The organism is Enterobacter sp. D2 (assembly GCF_034427575.1).
In the GTDB taxonomy this organism is placed as follows: Bacteria; Pseudomonadota; Gammaproteobacteria; order Enterobacterales; family Enterobacteriaceae; genus Enterobacter; species Enterobacter cloacae_M.
On sequence record NZ_JAXQPP010000001.1, the window covers coordinates 725,460 to 741,068 of the forward strand.

Below are 15,609 nucleotides of genomic sequence, written 5' to 3' on the forward strand. Positions count from 1 at the left end.
ACGCTTAGTTCCGCAGGCGCGGGGCCTGTAACTGTTTGCGGATAGTCTGAGCAAGTTCATCCATTGTGGGTTGCTCCGGATGCTCTTCCTGCAGCTCGCTACTCAGCTGCGCTTCGGCCAGATAGGTGTGAACGGGTTGTCCATCATCACCTTCCATTACCACGTGGTACCAGGGCGCGGCGCGAAGCTCTGCGTTCACCGCCAGCTCGTCTGCTGACGGTTCATCAAGGGAATACTCCGGGTCGATATCCACGACCACACCCAAATACCCTAGCAAAGTGTGGCGGACCTGCTGGCCGATACCGAATTTGCTGGCAATCATAGTCACCTCCCGGGAAATACGACTTACACGTTATGTGCGGGCAATATTTCTCTTTTCAAGTTACATGACGCGACAGGCAAACCCTTTCAGATACAGTCCTTCCGGGTAGGTAGCAATCACGGGGTGATCGGCTGCCTGACGGAACTGCTCTATAAATTGTACATCACGGCCAGCATCTATTGCGGCATCGGCGATGATTTTCTGAAATAAATCTGTTGTCATCAGGCCGGAGCAGGAGAAGGTGAGCAGAACCCCGCCCGGGTTCAGCAGCTGGATAGCCAGCATGTTGATATCTTTATACCCGCGGCACGCGCCCATCAGCTGGCTTTTGTTTTCCACAAACTTTGGCGGATCCATCACAATGACGTCGAACTTCTCGCCCTGGTCGCGATATTTACGCAGCAGCTTGAAGACGTCATCGCGGACAAACTCCGCTTTGCTCAAATCCAGCTTGTTGAGCTCGACGTTCTGTTTTGCCACGTCCAGCGCTTCCTGCGAGGTGTCCACGCTGACCACCTGAGCACAGCCGCCCATCAGCGCCGAAACGGCAAAACCGCCGGTATAGGAGAAGCAGTTCAGCACGCGTTTGTCGGCAACATACTGACGCGTAGCCAGACGGCTGTCGCGCTGGTCGAGGTAGTAACCCGTTTTGTGCCCGCCCTGAATATCCACCAGCAGCTTCATGCCGTGCTCTTCAATCGGCAGCAGGGCCGGTGGCAGTTCGCCCGTTACGGGCCCCTGAGTCAGCTCCATGCCTTCTTTTTTGCGCACCGCCACATCGCTGCGGTCGTAAATGGCACACTGCGGGAACAGCGTTTGCAGCGCGCTGATCAGCGCGGCACGCTGGTATTCCGCTCCGGCGCTCAGGAGTTGCAGCACCAGGAAGTTACCGAAGCGATCGATGGTCACGCCCGGCAGGCCGTCGGACTCACCGGCAATCAGGCGGTAGCTGTCCAGCCCGTCACGTTTTGCCAGCCAGTCGCGCCACTGCTGCGCCTGCTGCAGACGGCGAACGAAGAAGTCGATGTCGATGGTTTCATCTTTATCAAACGTCCAGACGCGAGCACGGATCTGGGACGCTGGCGAGTAGGCGCCGCGCGCTAACCATTTCCCCTGATGGTCAACGATATCAATGGTTTCACCGAGGCTGGCTTTGCCTTCCATACGGGCAACCGCGCCGGAAAAGACCCAGGGATGATGGCGCAGTAATGATTTCTCGCGCCCTTTGGCTAACACTAAACGTACACTCATAATTTGCTGTTCTGTCGATTTCAGGAAATGGCGCGTAGATTACCACATTCAGCAAGGCGCAATCATCTGCGGATGCCGTTGAGCGTTTCGGCACAAAATCAAATCGCTTAGGCACATTACGATATTGCCGCTGGGTTTAGAGTGGGGCTTCCGGTACAGCAGAGGGAGCACCCATGAAAAAGCGCAGTGTGATAGCAATAACCGCTCTGGCGGCGATGAGTTTTCAGGTTTTAGCAACAACGCCTTTCGGCGTCACCAGCCGGGATATTTCCGGCGAAAAGCGGCTGGCGCAACAGCAGGTATTTGAAGGATTTGGCTGCCACGGTGGGAATATTTCTCCACAGCTGGCGTGGAAAAATCCGCCCGCCGGTACGAAAAGTTTTGCCGTTACGGTATATGACCCGGATGCGCCCACCGGCAGCGGCTGGTGGCACTGGACCGTAGCCAATATCCCGGCGAAGACAATGACGCTGCCCGCGGATGCCGGTAACCCGAACGGCGAGAAATTACCTGCCGGCGTTGTGCAGGGGCGTAATGATTTCGGCTATTCTGGATTCGGCGGCGCATGTCCACCCGAAGGGGACAAGCCTCATCGCTATCAGATTACCGTCTGGGCCCTGAACGTGGATAAACTGCCCGTCGACAACAATGCCAGCGGCGCGCTGGTCGGTTTTATGCTCAATAGTCACGTTCTGGCAAAGGCTCAGTTAACAGCAACCTACAGCAGATAAGGATGGCAGAGTGCAGGAGTTTCATTTTCGACATAACCATCTTACCGCGGGTGAAGTGACTGCCAGCAAAATGCATCGCCTGCACCAGGTTAAGCTCTTTTTTCCGGCTATTTGTCATATCACTCACGGCACTAAGGTGATAGTTCAGGATGATAACCGTCTGGAAGCGACACGGGATGAGCTCATCATTATCCCGGCCAATACGGCGATGGAGATAATCAATCAGCCTGTAAACGGTCTGTTTCACTCGGATTTGCTGATATTGTCCCCGGAGATTGTCGCCGAGTTTAAAGCGCATTACCTGAAGTCCTGGCCGCGCACGACGCTGCATTCGCTCTGCGCCCCGCTGAGCGAGGGGCTGGCGTTTATGTGGGGCAACCTGCTGCACGCCGTGCGTCAGGATTTACCGGAGGCGCTACAAAAGCATCAGGCTTTCGGTCTTTTGCTGGCCCTGCTGCACGATGGCGTGGCGGGTCCGCTGCTTGTTGAGCGAAACAGTAACCTGACCGAGCAGGTGCGGCAGTTCATTATGCTGTCGCCCGCCAGAGACTGGACCGCGCAGGACGTTGCCAGCCGTCTGGCCTTAAGCGTGCCGACGCTGCGCAGACGCTTACGTAAAGAGTCGCAGAGTTTTCGCCAGATCGTGGAGGAGGTGAGGATGGCCGTTGCTTTGTCGCAGCTCCAGTCAACCCGATTACCAATTGGCGAAATCGCATTACAATGTGGGTATCTTTCCAGCTCTCGTTTCACCGCCCGTTTCCGGCAGCACTATGGCTGTTTGCCGAAAACGCTACGTTAAGGAGAAGAAAAATGTCAAAAGTCTGCACCATTGCCTGGGTTCACGGCGTTGTTCAGGGCGTGGGGTTCCGCTACAGCACCCAGCGCGAAGCGGTTGAGCTTGGGCTAACGGGATACGCGCGAAATATGGACGACGGCAGCGTTGAGGTGGTCGCCTGCGGCGAAGCGGAGCAGGTCGACAAGCTGGTGGCGTGGCTGAAAGCGGGCGGGTTGATAAGGTCTTAACGGAACCGCATCAACCCGGGCGAGAATACGTAAACTTCGGTATTCGCTATTAAATACACTTCACCGGCTTAGGCAGGCCGGCAATTTTGGTGGCCTGTTTTGCCGGGCCTTTCGGGAACAGACGATACAGATAGCGGCTGTTGCCTTTCTCTTCGCCGAACTTATTGGCCATGGCTTTAACCAGCATGCGGATCGCCGGAGAGGTGTTGAATTCCAGATAAAATTCGCGGACAAAACGCACCACTTCCCAGTGTTCGGGGGAGAGGGTTATCCCTTCCTTTTCCGCAATTTTCTCCGCCAGCGGTTCGCTCCAGATCGTCGTATCTTTCAGATAGCCTTCGCTATCGGTCTCAATTTCCTGGCCTGCAAAAATGAACATAATTTTCTGTCGTGTGTGAAAAAACCGGCGACAGTGTAGCAAAAAAGAGGCCGCAGGATAAACCGTGCCCTACAGGAGGAGCTGCAGCAGATTATTGGCATTAAGCTTTTTCAGCGCGTTGCATTTATGGGTCGAAACCTGTTTCTCAGACATACGCGTCATGATGGCAATGTGGCGTACCGGCAACCCGGTAAGCATCAGATCGAGCACGTTGAATTCAAGGCCGGTAAGACAGCAGTCAAGACTTCGAACGCGACGGGGCTCTTTTGCCAGCAAATACGCCGCATCGGCAACGGCGATCCTGTCGTCGATGATATAAAGCGTTAGCGTACCGAAACGCTTGCGTAAATGCGTCGCCAGCGCCCACCCTTTTTCATTGCAGACCAGATAAAGGCTGCCTTGCCAGCGGGCGGCTTCCAGTCTGAGTAAAATGTTAATCAGTGCCTGATGCGTACCCGCAACGGAAAAACGACAGCGTACGACAACCACGCGGCGGGTAAGCAGAGTTGGCTGCCATTGTACGGTATCGCTTATGACCTCTGGCTGGACGCCCCGACGCAGCAGCGCATAGCGCAACCCTTCGGCGTAAAATCGATTGTTGTCGAGAATGGCGTAACTCACGGTGACCTCGTTATAACGTGCTGGGCGTATAGATAACGCGCAGCGTGCCGGTGTAGTCGCCCGCGTTTTTGCTGCTGGCAGCAAACGCGGGGGTTTTCAGGATAATCGGTGCAGGAATGCACAGTACGCTCTCGCGTCCGCCGGGCAGCACGACCTGACGCAGATACTGCGGATCGTTTGTGCCTTGCCAGACAAGGGTTTTACCGTTCGAGACGGTTTCGGTTGCGCCTGTTATTGGATTGGTGACGGAGACCCGATAATCGAGACGATCCCGCGCATCGGTCTGGCTACCGCCACGTCGCCTGATAGAAAACGCGCCATCTGCACGGCCCGCTGACGTAAGTCCGTCGTCCTCAAACCGAAGGTAGGCGCGGGTGCTGGTACTGTTATTGCCGTCGTACAGGCACATATCCAGCGAGTTCTCACCCTGGATCTCACTGCCTCCCGGTCGCCCCGGGAAGTTGGTCAGGTTGAGGTTAACGATGGGCGTTGAGTGCGGAAAGGCTGGCAGATATATCTGCTGGTTTCCCGGGTCGACCACCTCAATGCGAATATTTGCCTGCCATTTGGCGATGGTGAGATAGCCAGGACAACCGACATTTACGTCATTGAAGTTGCCGCCGCAGTCGGCGCTTCCCCACTGACGCAGGTTCTGCTTCAGCGTGGCGGTCCAGATCCCCGGCAGGGCGAGCTTATCCAGTTCGCTTTTCACGATATAGAAATCGAAATAAGGCTCTCTGTTCCAGTCAGCGATGGTGGCCGTTCCCCCTGTCACGAAGCTGGCAAAGGTAAACACTTTGTTGTTGATAAACATGTAGTGATCGCCATACACCTTGATATCCGCCGTCTTGCCGGTGAGGGTATGCGTGAAACGTAAATTGATGGCATAGGGCGCGGCCGGGTTTGCCGAGAACCAGACCGGTGAGTTCATGCAGGCGCCGTTCGTGGTATCGGTACGGGACTGACAGGTCAGGGTATTGCGTCCCCACTTTTGCGGATCTGCGGCGTCAAAGCCGCCCGATTCATGAAACCAGATGTCAAAACGCGCGGGCGGCGCGGTGCGATCGAAGCTGATCCCTACGCTGGTGTTTCGTCCCGCGGGAGAGCCTGCCAGCGTCTGGCTGGCCCACAGGCTTAAGAACAGTAAAATAATGAGGCACTTAATCACATCATTTCCCTTTAGTGAGGCTATCGGTGTTCATGGCAGTCGGGCCAGCAGGAACCGACCGTCCGGCCAGCATCAGCTGTGCCTGCTGCTGGACGGCATCCGGCAGGGCGGAGAAGGTTAACTCTTTACAGGGGATCGACCCGACGTAACGCACCACGTCGCGCATACTCTTCACGTTCAGCGCACACTGATAAAACTGCTGCTGACGCACCAGGTAGAGGTTATGCAGTAGGGCGTCGCTTTGGGCGCTAAACCCGCCGTTGCCAAGGTCGCTCCAGCCGTTCACGTTCAGCGGCACGCCGCCGATAAACGGCGAATGACGCTCGTCGGTTAACTGGCCGAGCCAGGTGTAGCTTGCGGTGGTTTGCACGTCCCGGCGCAGTAGTTTGCCAGGCACCATAAACAGCGTTCTGCTGCCCGATCCTTGCGTGATTTCACTGCTGGCTCCTCGTGAGACATCCAGAGATTCGTTAACCGTCAACGTTGTCTGCTGATAGCCCGGCACCGCGAAGAGGGCGCGGCTATTGCCCGGAATATCTGCGCTGCCGCCGTTATCCAGCGACACGGCCACGTGCGGATCCTGAGCATCTTCCGGCGTGGTCACGTTCACCGCGACGGCGGAAGCAGGGCGACCGTCGCTCCAGCGGCCCAGCCACAGGCCAGATCGCGACAGCGCAAGGGTCGAGCTGTAGTTGCCGCTGCTGCTCAGCGTATGGCGCCGATCCTGACGATCCCAGGCGTCGCTGACGGTAAGACTGCCGTTGCCATATCGCCCGCCCTGGCGCGTATAGGCTGAGGTATTCAGCGAGTCGCTGTTAATGCCCGACGCGCTAAGGCCGTACTCATTTTCGCCGCGGGCATCGGCATACCAGTTATGCGCCACGCTGTAGCTCAGCTGGTTTTTTTCACGTTGCTGGTGCTGCCATGTCGCGCCCAGAGAGGTGTAGCTTGAGGCATCACCCTGACGGTTATGCGTCATGGACAGGCTCACGCTCAGGTAGCCGCCTTTATCCCTGCCTTCGCGTGAGTCATCGTTACGCATGAACAGGTTAATGCTGCTGTTAATGTTCAGACCATGGGTGCTGAAGGCCTTGCTCAGGCCACCCTGCCAGGCCCGCGTACGCGAGCGGGTCATGTAGACTGATTCCCACGGCAAACCCGCATCGTGGCGATCGTCGCTGTCCGGGAGCTCCCGACGTGAAACGTACCGTCCTTCGTTGCGGTTATCCGAATACCCCAGGCTCGCATACCAGGCGCCGACCGGGACGGAGAACATCACCGAGAGGGTGCGATAACAGCCGTTCACGGCATCAAACCCTGTACTTCGGGTGTTGCAGTTTTCCGCTGATAGCGCGTTGCGATAGAGGCTAAGTGAAAAACCGTCGTTGTAGCTGATTTGCTGGATATTGCCTCGCTGGCCTTCGCTGCCGTAAAGGTAGCTAAACCGGGTACTCAGCACGCCATCGATCGGGCCCGCGTTGAAGCCCCGGCTCCAGTCGATCGCATTTTCCAGGAAACGCTGGTTTTTCTTGAACGTTGCGCCGCTGGTCAGCGCCAGCGACGGGGTCAGGGGCAGGCGTACGCCCGCCTGCGCAACCGCACGGCGTTCTTCGTTTTGTTCGCTGTTGTCGGTTTCGCCCGCCTGCAGGAACCACTCGACGCGGTCGAATGGCGTAATGCCGGTTCGGGTAAACGGCACCTGCTCGGTGCGCGTCAGCCGGTTATTTTCATAGATGGAGAGCGTCACGGTGTAGCTCCCGTCCGGGAACGATCGCGTGTCCAGGGTTTGCGCCCCGGCATTCAGATAAAAGCTCGCCAGAAGCTGATTGCCCCGGCGGGCGTCGATACGCGCGTCATGGGAAAGTAGCACGGTAACAGGGGTTCCCTTCGACTGCTGAACCGGATTTATCCACGCCCTTGTCGATCCCGTGCGCAGGCCGCGAATTTTGCCCAGCGGCAGCTGGCTGAGGTTAATATTTCCGCCAGCATTACTGAACAGATCGCGGGTATCCATCTCGCCTAGCTGGACATAGTACTGACGCAAGATATCCTGGCGGAACCAGGCGTTGTTGACGGTTATCTCCTGCTGCTGCTGACGCCGTGAACGCTGTCCCAGCCAGGTCCAGTCGAGATTAACATAGCCGTCCTGCGTGAGCGCCAGCGCGCCGTTGCCCTGCACGGTAGCCGACTGATAATCCCTGTCGGCAACGAAGTTAATGTTCTGCTGATGGATCAGCGCATTTTCAGTGTCCTGCGTGGGCTGATACCACTGATTTTCCGCGATGGCTTTAGGCAGAAATTTCTTGTCCAAAAACAGGCTAATGCGGGCGTTATTCTCGTCATAGATAATGGCCGCGCGGTCGGTATCAATGTAATCGCAGCCTGCTGCGGAGCCGTTGCTGCTGCAGGCCAGGTTGCCGTTACGGGCAAGCGGAACGGCCAGCGCGGCAGACACGGTGGCAACGAGTGCAGGGGCGTCATTGAACCGTCGTTTGATGGCCGCAACCACGGTTTCAGGTGCGACAAAGCTCACCGTTTCAAGGGTGATATCCGTTTCAAAAAGTCCAAGCGACTCGCCGTAGAGGTTGACCTCTGTCCACAGGCGCTGCGTTTTCGCCAGATCTTCAAAACCTGCCGGGACGGCCATCCCGGCGCAGGCGAGTTGGATGGAAGCGGGTAACAAAGCAACAAAGAGGAGGGTATTTCTGTGAAACGCCATGAACGAGCCTCGACATCATCCTGACGTCAGAGGGTGGGCAACCTCTGACGTTATTCCTTAGGTTCTGTGGTGTTACGCACCGCCTTCCGTGGTAGTCGCCTGCGTCAGCATCAGGCTGACAACGCCGCTGTACTGACCGGTTTTCAGAATGCCTTTGGTGGTCTGGGAAATGGTCAGCGGAAGTACCGCTGAACCGTTTTCGATGCTTCCCGGGAACAGTTCGGTACCGGTGTATTCAACATCTGCGGTAGAGAGGGTTTTATCGCCCAGCTTCACCGTCATTGGGATGGTCTCAGCGCCGTCGGCATTCGCCAGCTTCGCGGCGCTCACCAGACGGACTTTCACGTTGCTGGTGGCGGAGTTAGACCACACCTTGGTATTCAGACGATAGCTTTCCAGACCGCGGCCAGGCAGGTACTGCATATCGATGCTTGCCGGCAGCGGCGTGTTATCGGCCTGGGTCATATCCAGCTGTGAATCAACGCTGGCGTTGACGGTAATATCTTTTTGAATCGCCAGCGCGCTAACGGACGTGGTCATCGCGGCAACAATCATCAGAGGTTTAAAGTACTTACGCATTGATATCTCCATATTTACAAGTGAGCGCCGGGGCGCTTTAAACAAACCACATGGTTTTTTTCAGGGATGTCGTGTTAATACACGACGGGTAAATCAGCTTCTTCAGCGGTTTTATTCACCCAGTTGAAGTAGCGGAATTTATATTTCTGGCCTTGTGTCTTTGTGAGCGTTTTTAATTTCCGTTCGGTGTCCGGATAAATCGTCGCGTCTTCTTTAACCCATTTACACGACGAATCTGCGTTACAAATACCGATCTCTCTCAGCGGCACGCGCAACGTGCCGTTGTTTTTTAACGTGCCCCTGCGAGGGTCTATCGTCAGTGAAACCACACTTTTTTCCGGTGCGAGATGGATCAGGGCGCCCCAGATCACATTGACGCCCAGTCTTGCCGTCGCCGCAGGGCTTTCTGCCTTGCCCGGAATAATGCTGTCAGGCTGCTTTACTCCTTCAAAATAGACGCGCCAGGTCGTCTCTTTTTCCGGGGGCGTAAGCGATACCAGACGAACCACTCGCATTGCACCTGCCGCAAGGGCGAATTTTTCCGGTGTGACAACAACACCGCCTTCTTTCCACGAGGCCACATCAATCTCTTTTTCCTGGGCCGTGCCGGGATTAAGAATTTTCTTTTGCCTCACCCGAATGAACTGAATATCATCCGTTTTTGACGCCACCTTAATTTGCGCCGCACCGGACTTATCCACGTTAAGTTCCATGGGATACACGCTCATATTGGCGAGTGCCATTTCTGAGAAAAATGGCAGTGACAGCGCAGCGATATAAAAGGCAGTTGTCTTATTCACATTTTTTTCCTGTTTCACTTTCGGTCCGCCTGCGTTGAGTTCATTCCCGGAGCATTCACAACGGGACACCCTCTGCTAACGTATCGCTTCAGGGCAGGGAAACTTTAACCAGAACAGCGGTTTGTGAAAATTTGTATTAATTAACTCGTTACATACAGTTTTTTATCCTGCTTTTCTGGCTTTAAGGTTGTATAGTTAAGCGAAAATACCGCGACCAGGGATGGAGAGAAAATTCCTTCTGATGAAAAAATAAGCAGATCGGGAGGCGATTTTCATGTCGATGTACCAGGGATTAAAAAGCATGCGGTAACAGCCGAGAATAAAAGATGTTTTTTATATGCAATAATTCGTTGTTATTTGATCCTGAAGCACATGCAATAAGTCTTGTTGGACAACCGGAATCTGTATTAACGCTTTCGGCACCCGCCGTTCGCCTCTTACAGGAATTTATTAAACACAAAGGGCACGACCTGAGTCGGGAGGAATTGATTACCCGCGTGTGGGAGGAGTTTGGCTTTACGCCATCGGGAAATAATCTCAATAAAGCGGTGAGCGAATTACGGAAAAGCTTCCAGGCGCTGGGAGAGAGGTATGAATTTATCGTAACCGTGCCCCGTTATGGGTTTCGCTTTGAGGCCGATGTGATTTTTCAGCCTGGAGAGAATATTCAAACCGCCGAGCCGCAGCCTCCGTCTGCACCGCAACAGGAAAAGCGGCGACCCGCTTCCCTGAAAAGGTGGGGGATTCCTGCCGTATTGATTGTCGCTGTATTGGGAGCGAGCTTCTGCTTTAGCCGACAGCAGGGGATATTCGTCCCGGCGAAACTCATGCCGGTTAAGGAGAAAATCGCGCGTTGCAGCATCTGGATTATCAACGATCACGGAAGACCGCTGGTGTTATCGAAATTAGCGGAGCGGCTGACGGCCAATAACGTGGCGTGCGAACGTGAGGAATACGACATTTATTATTTCAGCGCCCGTTTTTCTATTGCCACTGCAGATGAGGTGTTCATTGGCGCTTGCCCGGTCAGTAAATCCAGCCTGTGCAAAACCATCCGTTATAAAAGTGGGGCACAAAAATGAAAATAAAACTTCTTTTTGGGCTGGGTGGCGCATTGGTCGGCAGTGCCCTGGCGCTATTTTACTATTCCGGCTGTGTGTTTAAAAAGGATGTGCTGGCCTGCAGCACTGAATTTAACTTCACGCGCAATGAGGGAAAAGCCAGCGAAGTAAAGGTCAATACCGTTGCTCAGTTCTATTTTCACCGGGATGGTACAGGGGTAACTACCTATAAAGGCGCGGCAAGGGCTGACGGGCAAAATATGATCGTTGACAGGGACGTGGACTTTACCTGGCAGCAGCGGGACGACGATAAGGTCATTGTATTGAGCTACACCGAAACCTGGCGTCGGCACAATGACAATACGCCTGATGCACAGTGGGGGAGCTTTGCCAGTCCTACCGCACGTTATTACCTCACGATCTCTGAACTCTCGCCATCCGTGTGGCTGATTCAGGACCGGCGTTACCCCACCTATATTTGCCGGGGTGAGTAGGGCATAAAAAAAGGAGAATGCCAGAGGCATTCTCCTTTTTAATATCCGTTGTGCTTAATCGCGGCTGGCGAAGCCCAGGATGCTCAACAGGCTGACGAAGATGTTGTACAGCGACACGTAAAGGCTGACGGTGGCGCGGATATAGTTCGTCTCACCGCCGCGAATGATGTTGCTGGTTTCAAACAGGATCGCGCCGGAAGAAATCAGAATAAACACGGCGCTGATCGCCAGGTGCAGGGCAGGCAGCTGCAGGAAGATGTTAGCCACCATGCCCACCAGCACCACAACAATACCCGCCATCAGCATACCGCCGAGGAAGGACATGTCCTTACGGGTGGTCAGCACGTAGGCCGAGCAGCAGAAGAATACCAGCGCGGTACCGCCCAGCGCCATGCCGATAAGGTCGCCCATACCGGCAGACAGATACGCGTTCAGCATCGGTCCCAGGATGTAGCCCAGGAAGCCGGTGAAGGCAAAGGCCGACAGAATACCGACCGGTTTGTCAGCGGTTTTGTAGGTCAGGAACATCAGACCGTACATACCCACCAGCGTCAGAATGAGCCCCGGAGACGGCAGCATCAGCAGGGTGCTGGCGGAGGCGGTGATCGCCGAAAACGCCAGCGTCAGGCTGAGCATGAAATAGGTATTGCGCAGCACCTTGTGGGTGCTGAGTAGCGATGTGCGGTCGCGTGAGGAAGTAATTATACGATCCATGAGTCACTCTCTTATGACAGATGTAATTAACGGAAAGAATAGAAAACGGGGCGCCAGTCTCAAAGTGGTTTTACCCATCTTTACTCAGCAGGTTAGCGCTGGAGCTGGTTGTTTCTTCTGCATAAATACATTTCACCAGTATGAACAGCGGTTTGGCGCGATTAATCAGATCAACCTCTTATAGGTTACTGAAAATTATTGCGTTATTACCATAAGGCCGCTAAGAGTTATTTCCGGATCGTCACAAAAACAGACAATAAGGCGAAGGAAATGAAACCACAAACACGCACGCGCTTTACGCTCTCTTTACTTACCGCAGGGATCCTGTGCGCCAGCACGGCTACCTGGGCGGCTAACGTGCCGGCAGGAACGCAGCTGGCCGATAAGCAGGAACTGGTCAGGAACAACGGTAATGAGCCCGCTTCGCTCGACCCGCATAAAGTCGAAAGCGACGTCGAATTCAATATTATCAGTGATTTATTCGACGGGCTGGTCAGCGTTTCCCCGTCGGGTGAAGTTCAGCCCCGACTGGCGGAAAAATGGGAGAACAAGGACAACACCGTCTGGACGTTCCATCTGCGCCCGGGCATCACCTGGAGCGATGGCACGGCGATTACCGCTGAGGATGTGCTCTGGAGCTGGCAGCGCCTGATCGATCCGAAAACGGCGTCGCCGTATGCGAGCTATCCGGGCAACATGCATATCGTCAACGCGGCCGATATTGCTCAGGGAAAAAAAGCGCCCGATACGCTGGGCGTAAAAGCGATTAACGACACCACGCTGGAAGTGACGCTCACGCAGCCAAACGCGGCCTTCCTCGCGATGCTGGCGCACCCGTCGCTGGTGCCGGTGGATAAAGTGCTGATTGGCCGATTCGGCGATAAGTGGACCAAACCGGAGCATTTCGTCAGCAGCGGGGCGTATAAGCTGTCGCAGTGGGTGGTCAACGAACGTATCGTGGCGGAGCGCAACCCGCGCTACTGGGATAACGCGCATACCGTGATTAACAAAGTCACCTACCTGCCCATCACGTCCGAGGCCTCGGACGTGAACCGCTATAAGGCGGGCGAAATTGATATCGTGTATACGGTGCCGATTAACCAGTTTGCCCAGCTCAAGAAAACCCTGGGCAGCGAGCTGGACGTCTCTCCGCAGCTGGCGACCTATTACTACGAATTCAATACCACCCGGCCGCCGTTCAACGATGCGCGCGTGCGTAAGGCGCTCAACATGGCGCTGGATAAAGACATCATTGCCGGGAAAGTATTAGGGCAGGGGCAGCGCCCGGCGTGGCTCATCAGCCAGCCGGATATCGGCGGCGTTAAGCTGCAGAACCCGGATTACGCCAGCTGGCCTCTGGACAAGCGCATCGCCGAGGCGAAAAAGCTGCTGAACGAGGCCGGATATAACGCCAGCCATCCTCTGAGCTTCAACCTGCTCTATAACACCTCTGAATCGCACCAGCGCATCGCGATTGCCGCCAGCTCCATGTGGAAGAAAAACCTTGGCGTGGATGCAAAGTTGCAAAACCAGGAGTGGAAAACCATGCTGGATACTATGCATACCCACAACTTTGACGCGGTGCGGTACGCGTGGATTGCCGATTATGACGATGCGGCGACTTTCCTGAACAACTTCCGCACGGGCGACAGTGAAAACACCAGCCAGTACAGCAATCCGGACTACGATCGGGCACTGATCGATGCTGCGAAAGCCAAATCAGCGGAAGAGCGGGGTAAGTACTACCAGCAGGCGGAAGATCTGCTGGGGCGTGATGTACCCGCCATTCCGGTTTATCACTACGTTCGTACGCACCTGGTGAAACCGTGGGTAGGCGGATTTACGCCGGATAAGCTGGGGTACTATTTCACGAAAGACATGTACATCAAAAAACACTAGGTCTGTGCTGATAAAATCGTCGATGTGTCGTCAGTTCAACCGATTAAACACGTTTTGACTATTTTTACAGCGAACGAGTGCAGCCACTCTTTACAGCTCGCGGTGAGGTGTTTATAGTTCGCCTCACTTAGGAAGTGTGGCCGAGCGGTTGAAGGCACCGGTCTTGAAAACCGGCGACCCGAAAGGGTTCCAGAGTTCGAATCTCTGCGCTTCCGCCAGATATAAACCCCAGGTTACTCGTTAACCTGGGGTTTTCCTTTTGGATTTGCCGATCCGCCTCACACTTTTAAGTCCCTGCCATTTCCCTGTAAAAAACAGGCGTTATCATTCACCCTGTAAATATATTGCTATCTCTTACCGAGGCTTTGATGCTGGAGAATGTTTTCATCAGATAATCAGTTTCCCGCCCTTTTCAGGACGGACTGGTTATCGCTGCGCTTAAACCTTACGCGCGCACCTGCGGGTGTGGGCTCGTTTTTACGCATGATGATTACACAGGTTTTCCAGTATGAATTTATCCCGTCAGGAACAACGTACCTTACACGTTCTCGCCAAAGGTGGACGAATTGTCCACGTCCGCGACAGCTCTGGCCGCGTCACTTCCGTTGAGTGCTACACCCGTGAAGGGCTGGTGCTGAGCGACTGCACGCTTAGCGTCTTTAAAAAACTCCGCACCAAAAAGCTGATCCGATCCGTGAACGGGCAGCCATACCGCATCAACACCACCGGGCTGAACAACGTTCGCGCCCAGCTGGATAATCGCTAAGCGGAATAAACAACGCCACCCGCGGGTGGCGTTCATGCATTGAACGGTGCAATTCAGGGATATCGTTGCGGATGCAGGAATGTAGGCCGGGTAAGCGCAGCGCCACCCGGCAATAAAGGCGACGTTTAAGAGCGGATAAAGGCCAGAATGTCCGCGTTGATAGTTTCCGCGTGCGTGGTATGCATCCCGTGCGGGAAGCCCGGGTAAATTTTCAGTACGCTGTTCGCCAGCAGCTTGTCCTGCAGCAGGGCAGCATTCTTATACGGCACGACCTGATCGTCGTCGCCCTGCATCACCAGAACGGGAACCGTGATGGTCTTTAAATCTTCCGTCTGGTCGGTCTCTGAAAACGCCTTAATCCCCTCGTAGTGGGCCTTGGCGCTGCCGATCATTCCCTGACGCCACCAGTTCTGGATCGTCCCCTGTGAAACGTCCGCGCCATCCCGATTAAAGCCGTAGAACGGACCGCTGGCGACGTCGAGGTAAAACTGGGCGCGGTTAGCCGCCAGCGCTTTGCGGAAGCCGTCGAAAACCTCGATGGGCGTCCCGCCGGGGTTACCGTCCGTTTTGACCATCAGCGGCGGCACGGCGCTGACGAGCACCGCTTTGGCGACGCGCCCCTGCGGTTGCCCATACTGCGCAACATAGCGGGCGACCTGTCCGCCGCCGGTGGAGTGACCGACGTGCACGGCATTGCGCAGATCCAGGCTTTCAACCACGGCTGACGCGTCGGCCGCATAATGATCCATATCGTGGCCTTCACTCACCTGGTCCGAACGCCCGTGACCGCGACGATCGATAGCGATAACGCGATAGCCTTCAGCGAGGAAGAAGAGCATCTGGTTATCCCAGTCATCGGCACTTAGCGGCCAGCCGTGGTGGAAAACAATGGGTTGAGCCTCTTTTGGGCCCCAGTCTTTGTAGTAAATATTGACGCCATCTTTCGTTGTTACGAATGCCATACCGCAGACTCCTCTGTTAAAGGCAAAACGTTCCCTGGCTGAGCGCACAGCGAATCATTAATGCCTTAATTAAGTTGGCTTTTTTCTGTTTCCCGTACCGACAGTACTCCTAAAGTGTAG

The 15,609-nt window shown here is 55.0% G+C and carries 16 protein-coding genes, 1 tRNA gene and 1 pseudogene; 8 read left to right on the forward strand and 10 right to left on the reverse strand.

The window, feature by feature from the left end; translation table 11 throughout:
• Positions 1–4: 4 nt before the first annotated feature.
• Together hspQ and rlmI are read right to left on the reverse strand one after the other, a co-directional pair.
• Positions 5–322, reverse strand: coding sequence for a heat shock protein HspQ (hspQ, locus tag SPG90_RS03350; protein ID WP_008499919.1), 318 nt, complete (start codon positions 320–322; stop codon positions 5–7).
• Positions 323–382: 60 nt separating this feature from the next.
• On the reverse strand, positions 383–1,573 hold the full coding sequence (rlmI, locus tag SPG90_RS03355) for a 23S rRNA (cytosine(1962)-C(5))-methyltransferase RlmI (protein WP_126302787.1): 1,191 nt from the start codon (positions 1,571–1,573) through the stop codon (positions 383–385).
• A gap of 173 nt (positions 1,574–1,746) precedes the next feature.
• On the opposite strand from rlmI, the gene SPG90_RS03360 reads away from it, so the two are divergent.
• The 3 genes and pseudogenes from SPG90_RS03360 to yccX all read left to right on the forward strand — a co-directional run bounded on the left by SPG90_RS03360 (position 1,747) and on the right by yccX (position 3,380).
• The gene (locus SPG90_RS03360) at positions 1,747–2,304 is read left to right on the forward strand and encodes a kinase inhibitor (protein ID WP_023311038.1); all 558 of its coding nucleotides are present in this window, start codon (positions 1,747–1,749) and stop codon (positions 2,302–2,304) included.
• Positions 2,305–2,314: 10 nt separating this feature from the next.
• Positions 2,315–3,103: an AraC family transcriptional regulator gene (locus tag SPG90_RS03365; RefSeq protein WP_126302786.1), complete on the forward strand. Its 789-nt coding sequence runs from the start codon at positions 2,315–2,317 to the stop codon at positions 3,101–3,103.
• Positions 3,104–3,114: 11 nt separating this feature from the next.
• A pseudogene (gene yccX / locus SPG90_RS03370) lies at positions 3,115–3,380 on the forward strand (acylphosphatase).
• On the opposite strand, the gene tusE reads toward yccX, so the two are convergent.
• From tusE to SPG90_RS03400, 6 genes are all read right to left on the reverse strand, one after another.
• Positions 3,377–3,706 (reverse strand): sulfurtransferase TusE, encoded by a 330-nt coding sequence (gene tusE, locus SPG90_RS03375; protein ID WP_126302785.1) that lies wholly within the window; start codon positions 3,704–3,706, stop codon positions 3,377–3,379. The pseudogene yccX and the gene tusE overlap by 4 nt on opposite strands.
• A gap of 69 nt (positions 3,707–3,775) precedes the next feature.
• Entirely contained in the window at positions 3,776–4,327 is a 552-nt protein-coding gene (locus SPG90_RS03380; protein ID WP_126302784.1) for a LuxR C-terminal-related transcriptional regulator, read from the reverse strand.
• Between the two features lie 10 nt (positions 4,328–4,337).
• Positions 4,338–5,495: a CfaE/CblD family pilus tip adhesin gene (locus tag SPG90_RS03385; protein ID WP_126302783.1), complete on the reverse strand. Its 1,158-nt coding sequence runs from the start codon at positions 5,493–5,495 to the stop codon at positions 4,338–4,340.
• Between the two features lies 1 nt (position 5,496).
• The gene (locus SPG90_RS03390) at positions 5,497–8,214 is read right to left on the reverse strand and encodes a TcfC E-set like domain-containing protein (protein ID WP_126302782.1); all 2,718 of its coding nucleotides are present in this window, start codon (positions 8,212–8,214) and stop codon (positions 5,497–5,499) included.
• A gap of 72 nt (positions 8,215–8,286) precedes the next feature.
• Entirely contained in the window at positions 8,287–8,793 is a 507-nt protein-coding gene (locus SPG90_RS03395) for a CS1 type fimbrial major subunit (protein ID WP_021240847.1), read from the reverse strand.
• A 74-nt stretch (positions 8,794–8,867) separates the two neighbouring features.
• Entirely contained in the window at positions 8,868–9,593 is a 726-nt protein-coding gene (locus SPG90_RS03400) for a fimbrial protein (RefSeq protein ID WP_248200901.1), read from the reverse strand.
• Positions 9,594–9,919: 326 nt separating this feature from the next.
• Between SPG90_RS03400 and SPG90_RS03405 the strand changes: the two genes are divergently transcribed.
• On the forward strand, positions 9,920–10,675 hold the full coding sequence (locus SPG90_RS03405; RefSeq protein WP_111964529.1) for a winged helix-turn-helix domain-containing protein: 756 nt from the start codon (positions 9,920–9,922) through the stop codon (positions 10,673–10,675).
• On the forward strand, positions 10,672–11,148 hold the full coding sequence (locus tag SPG90_RS03410; RefSeq protein WP_111964528.1) for a hypothetical protein: 477 nt from the start codon (positions 10,672–10,674) through the stop codon (positions 11,146–11,148). Before SPG90_RS03405 ends, SPG90_RS03410 begins: the two co-directional genes overlap by 4 nt.
• Before the next feature lie 54 nt (positions 11,149–11,202).
• On the opposite strand, the gene yccA is transcribed toward SPG90_RS03410, so the two are convergent.
• Complete coding sequence (gene yccA / locus SPG90_RS03415) at positions 11,203–11,862, reverse strand: FtsH protease modulator YccA (protein WP_126302780.1); 660 nt, start codon at positions 11,860–11,862, stop codon at positions 11,203–11,205.
• Positions 11,863–12,132: 270 nt separating this feature from the next.
• Here yccA and SPG90_RS03420 point away from each other — a divergent pair, with 270 nt between their 5' ends.
• The 3 genes from SPG90_RS03420 (at position 12,133) to SPG90_RS03430 (ending at position 14,527) form a co-directional block, all read left to right on the forward strand.
• Positions 12,133–13,761: an ABC transporter substrate-binding protein gene (locus SPG90_RS03420; RefSeq protein WP_045401691.1), complete on the forward strand. Its 1,629-nt coding sequence runs from the start codon at positions 12,133–12,135 to the stop codon at positions 13,759–13,761.
• A 130-nt stretch (positions 13,762–13,891) separates the two neighbouring features.
• Positions 13,892–13,979: transfer RNA gene (locus SPG90_RS03425), tRNA-Ser, on the forward strand.
• Between the two features lie 290 nt (positions 13,980–14,269).
• Complete coding sequence (locus SPG90_RS03430) at positions 14,270–14,527, forward strand: YjhX family toxin (RefSeq protein ID WP_021240841.1); 258 nt, start codon at positions 14,270–14,272, stop codon at positions 14,525–14,527.
• Between the two features lie 125 nt (positions 14,528–14,652).
• Here SPG90_RS03430 and SPG90_RS03435 read toward each other — a convergent pair whose 3' ends face one another.
• Positions 14,653–15,489, reverse strand: a complete 837-nt coding sequence (locus tag SPG90_RS03435; protein ID WP_126302779.1) for an alpha/beta fold hydrolase — start codon at positions 15,487–15,489, stop codon at positions 14,653–14,655.
• Positions 15,490–15,609: the final 120 nt, after the last annotated feature.

Excerpts from the sequence above, each read along its gene's own strand:
- hspQ (WP_008499919.1), bottom strand. The coding sequence starts at position 322 with ATGATTGCCAGCAAATTCGGTATCGGCCAGCAGGTCCGCCACACTTTG.
- rlmI (WP_126302787.1), bottom strand. The coding sequence starts at position 1,573 with ATGAGTGTACGTTTAGTGTTAGCCAAAGGGCGCGAGAAATCATTACTG.
- SPG90_RS03360 (WP_023311038.1), top strand. The coding sequence starts at position 1,747 with ATGAAAAAGCGCAGTGTGATAGCAATAACCGCTCTGGCGGCGATGAGT.
- tusE (WP_126302785.1), bottom strand. The coding sequence starts at position 3,706 with ATGTTCATTTTTGCAGGCCAGGAAATTGAGACCGATAGCGAAGGCTAT.
- SPG90_RS03390 (WP_126302782.1), bottom strand. The coding sequence starts at position 8,214 with ATGGCGTTTCACAGAAATACCCTCCTCTTTGTTGCTTTGTTACCCGCT.
- SPG90_RS03395 (WP_021240847.1), bottom strand. The coding sequence starts at position 8,793 with ATGCGTAAGTACTTTAAACCTCTGATGATTGTTGCCGCGATGACCACG.
- SPG90_RS03405 (WP_111964529.1), top strand. The coding sequence starts at position 9,920 with ATGTTTTTTATATGCAATAATTCGTTGTTATTTGATCCTGAAGCACAT.
- SPG90_RS03410 (WP_111964528.1), top strand. The coding sequence starts at position 10,672 with ATGAAAATAAAACTTCTTTTTGGGCTGGGTGGCGCATTGGTCGGCAGT.
- yccA (WP_126302780.1), bottom strand. The coding sequence starts at position 11,862 with ATGGATCGTATAATTACTTCCTCACGCGACCGCACATCGCTACTCAGC.
- SPG90_RS03420 (WP_045401691.1), top strand. The coding sequence starts at position 12,133 with ATGAAACCACAAACACGCACGCGCTTTACGCTCTCTTTACTTACCGCA.
- SPG90_RS03430 (WP_021240841.1), top strand. The coding sequence starts at position 14,270 with ATGAATTTATCCCGTCAGGAACAACGTACCTTACACGTTCTCGCCAAA.
- SPG90_RS03435 (WP_126302779.1), bottom strand. The coding sequence starts at position 15,489 with ATGGCATTCGTAACAACGAAAGATGGCGTCAATATTTACTACAAAGAC.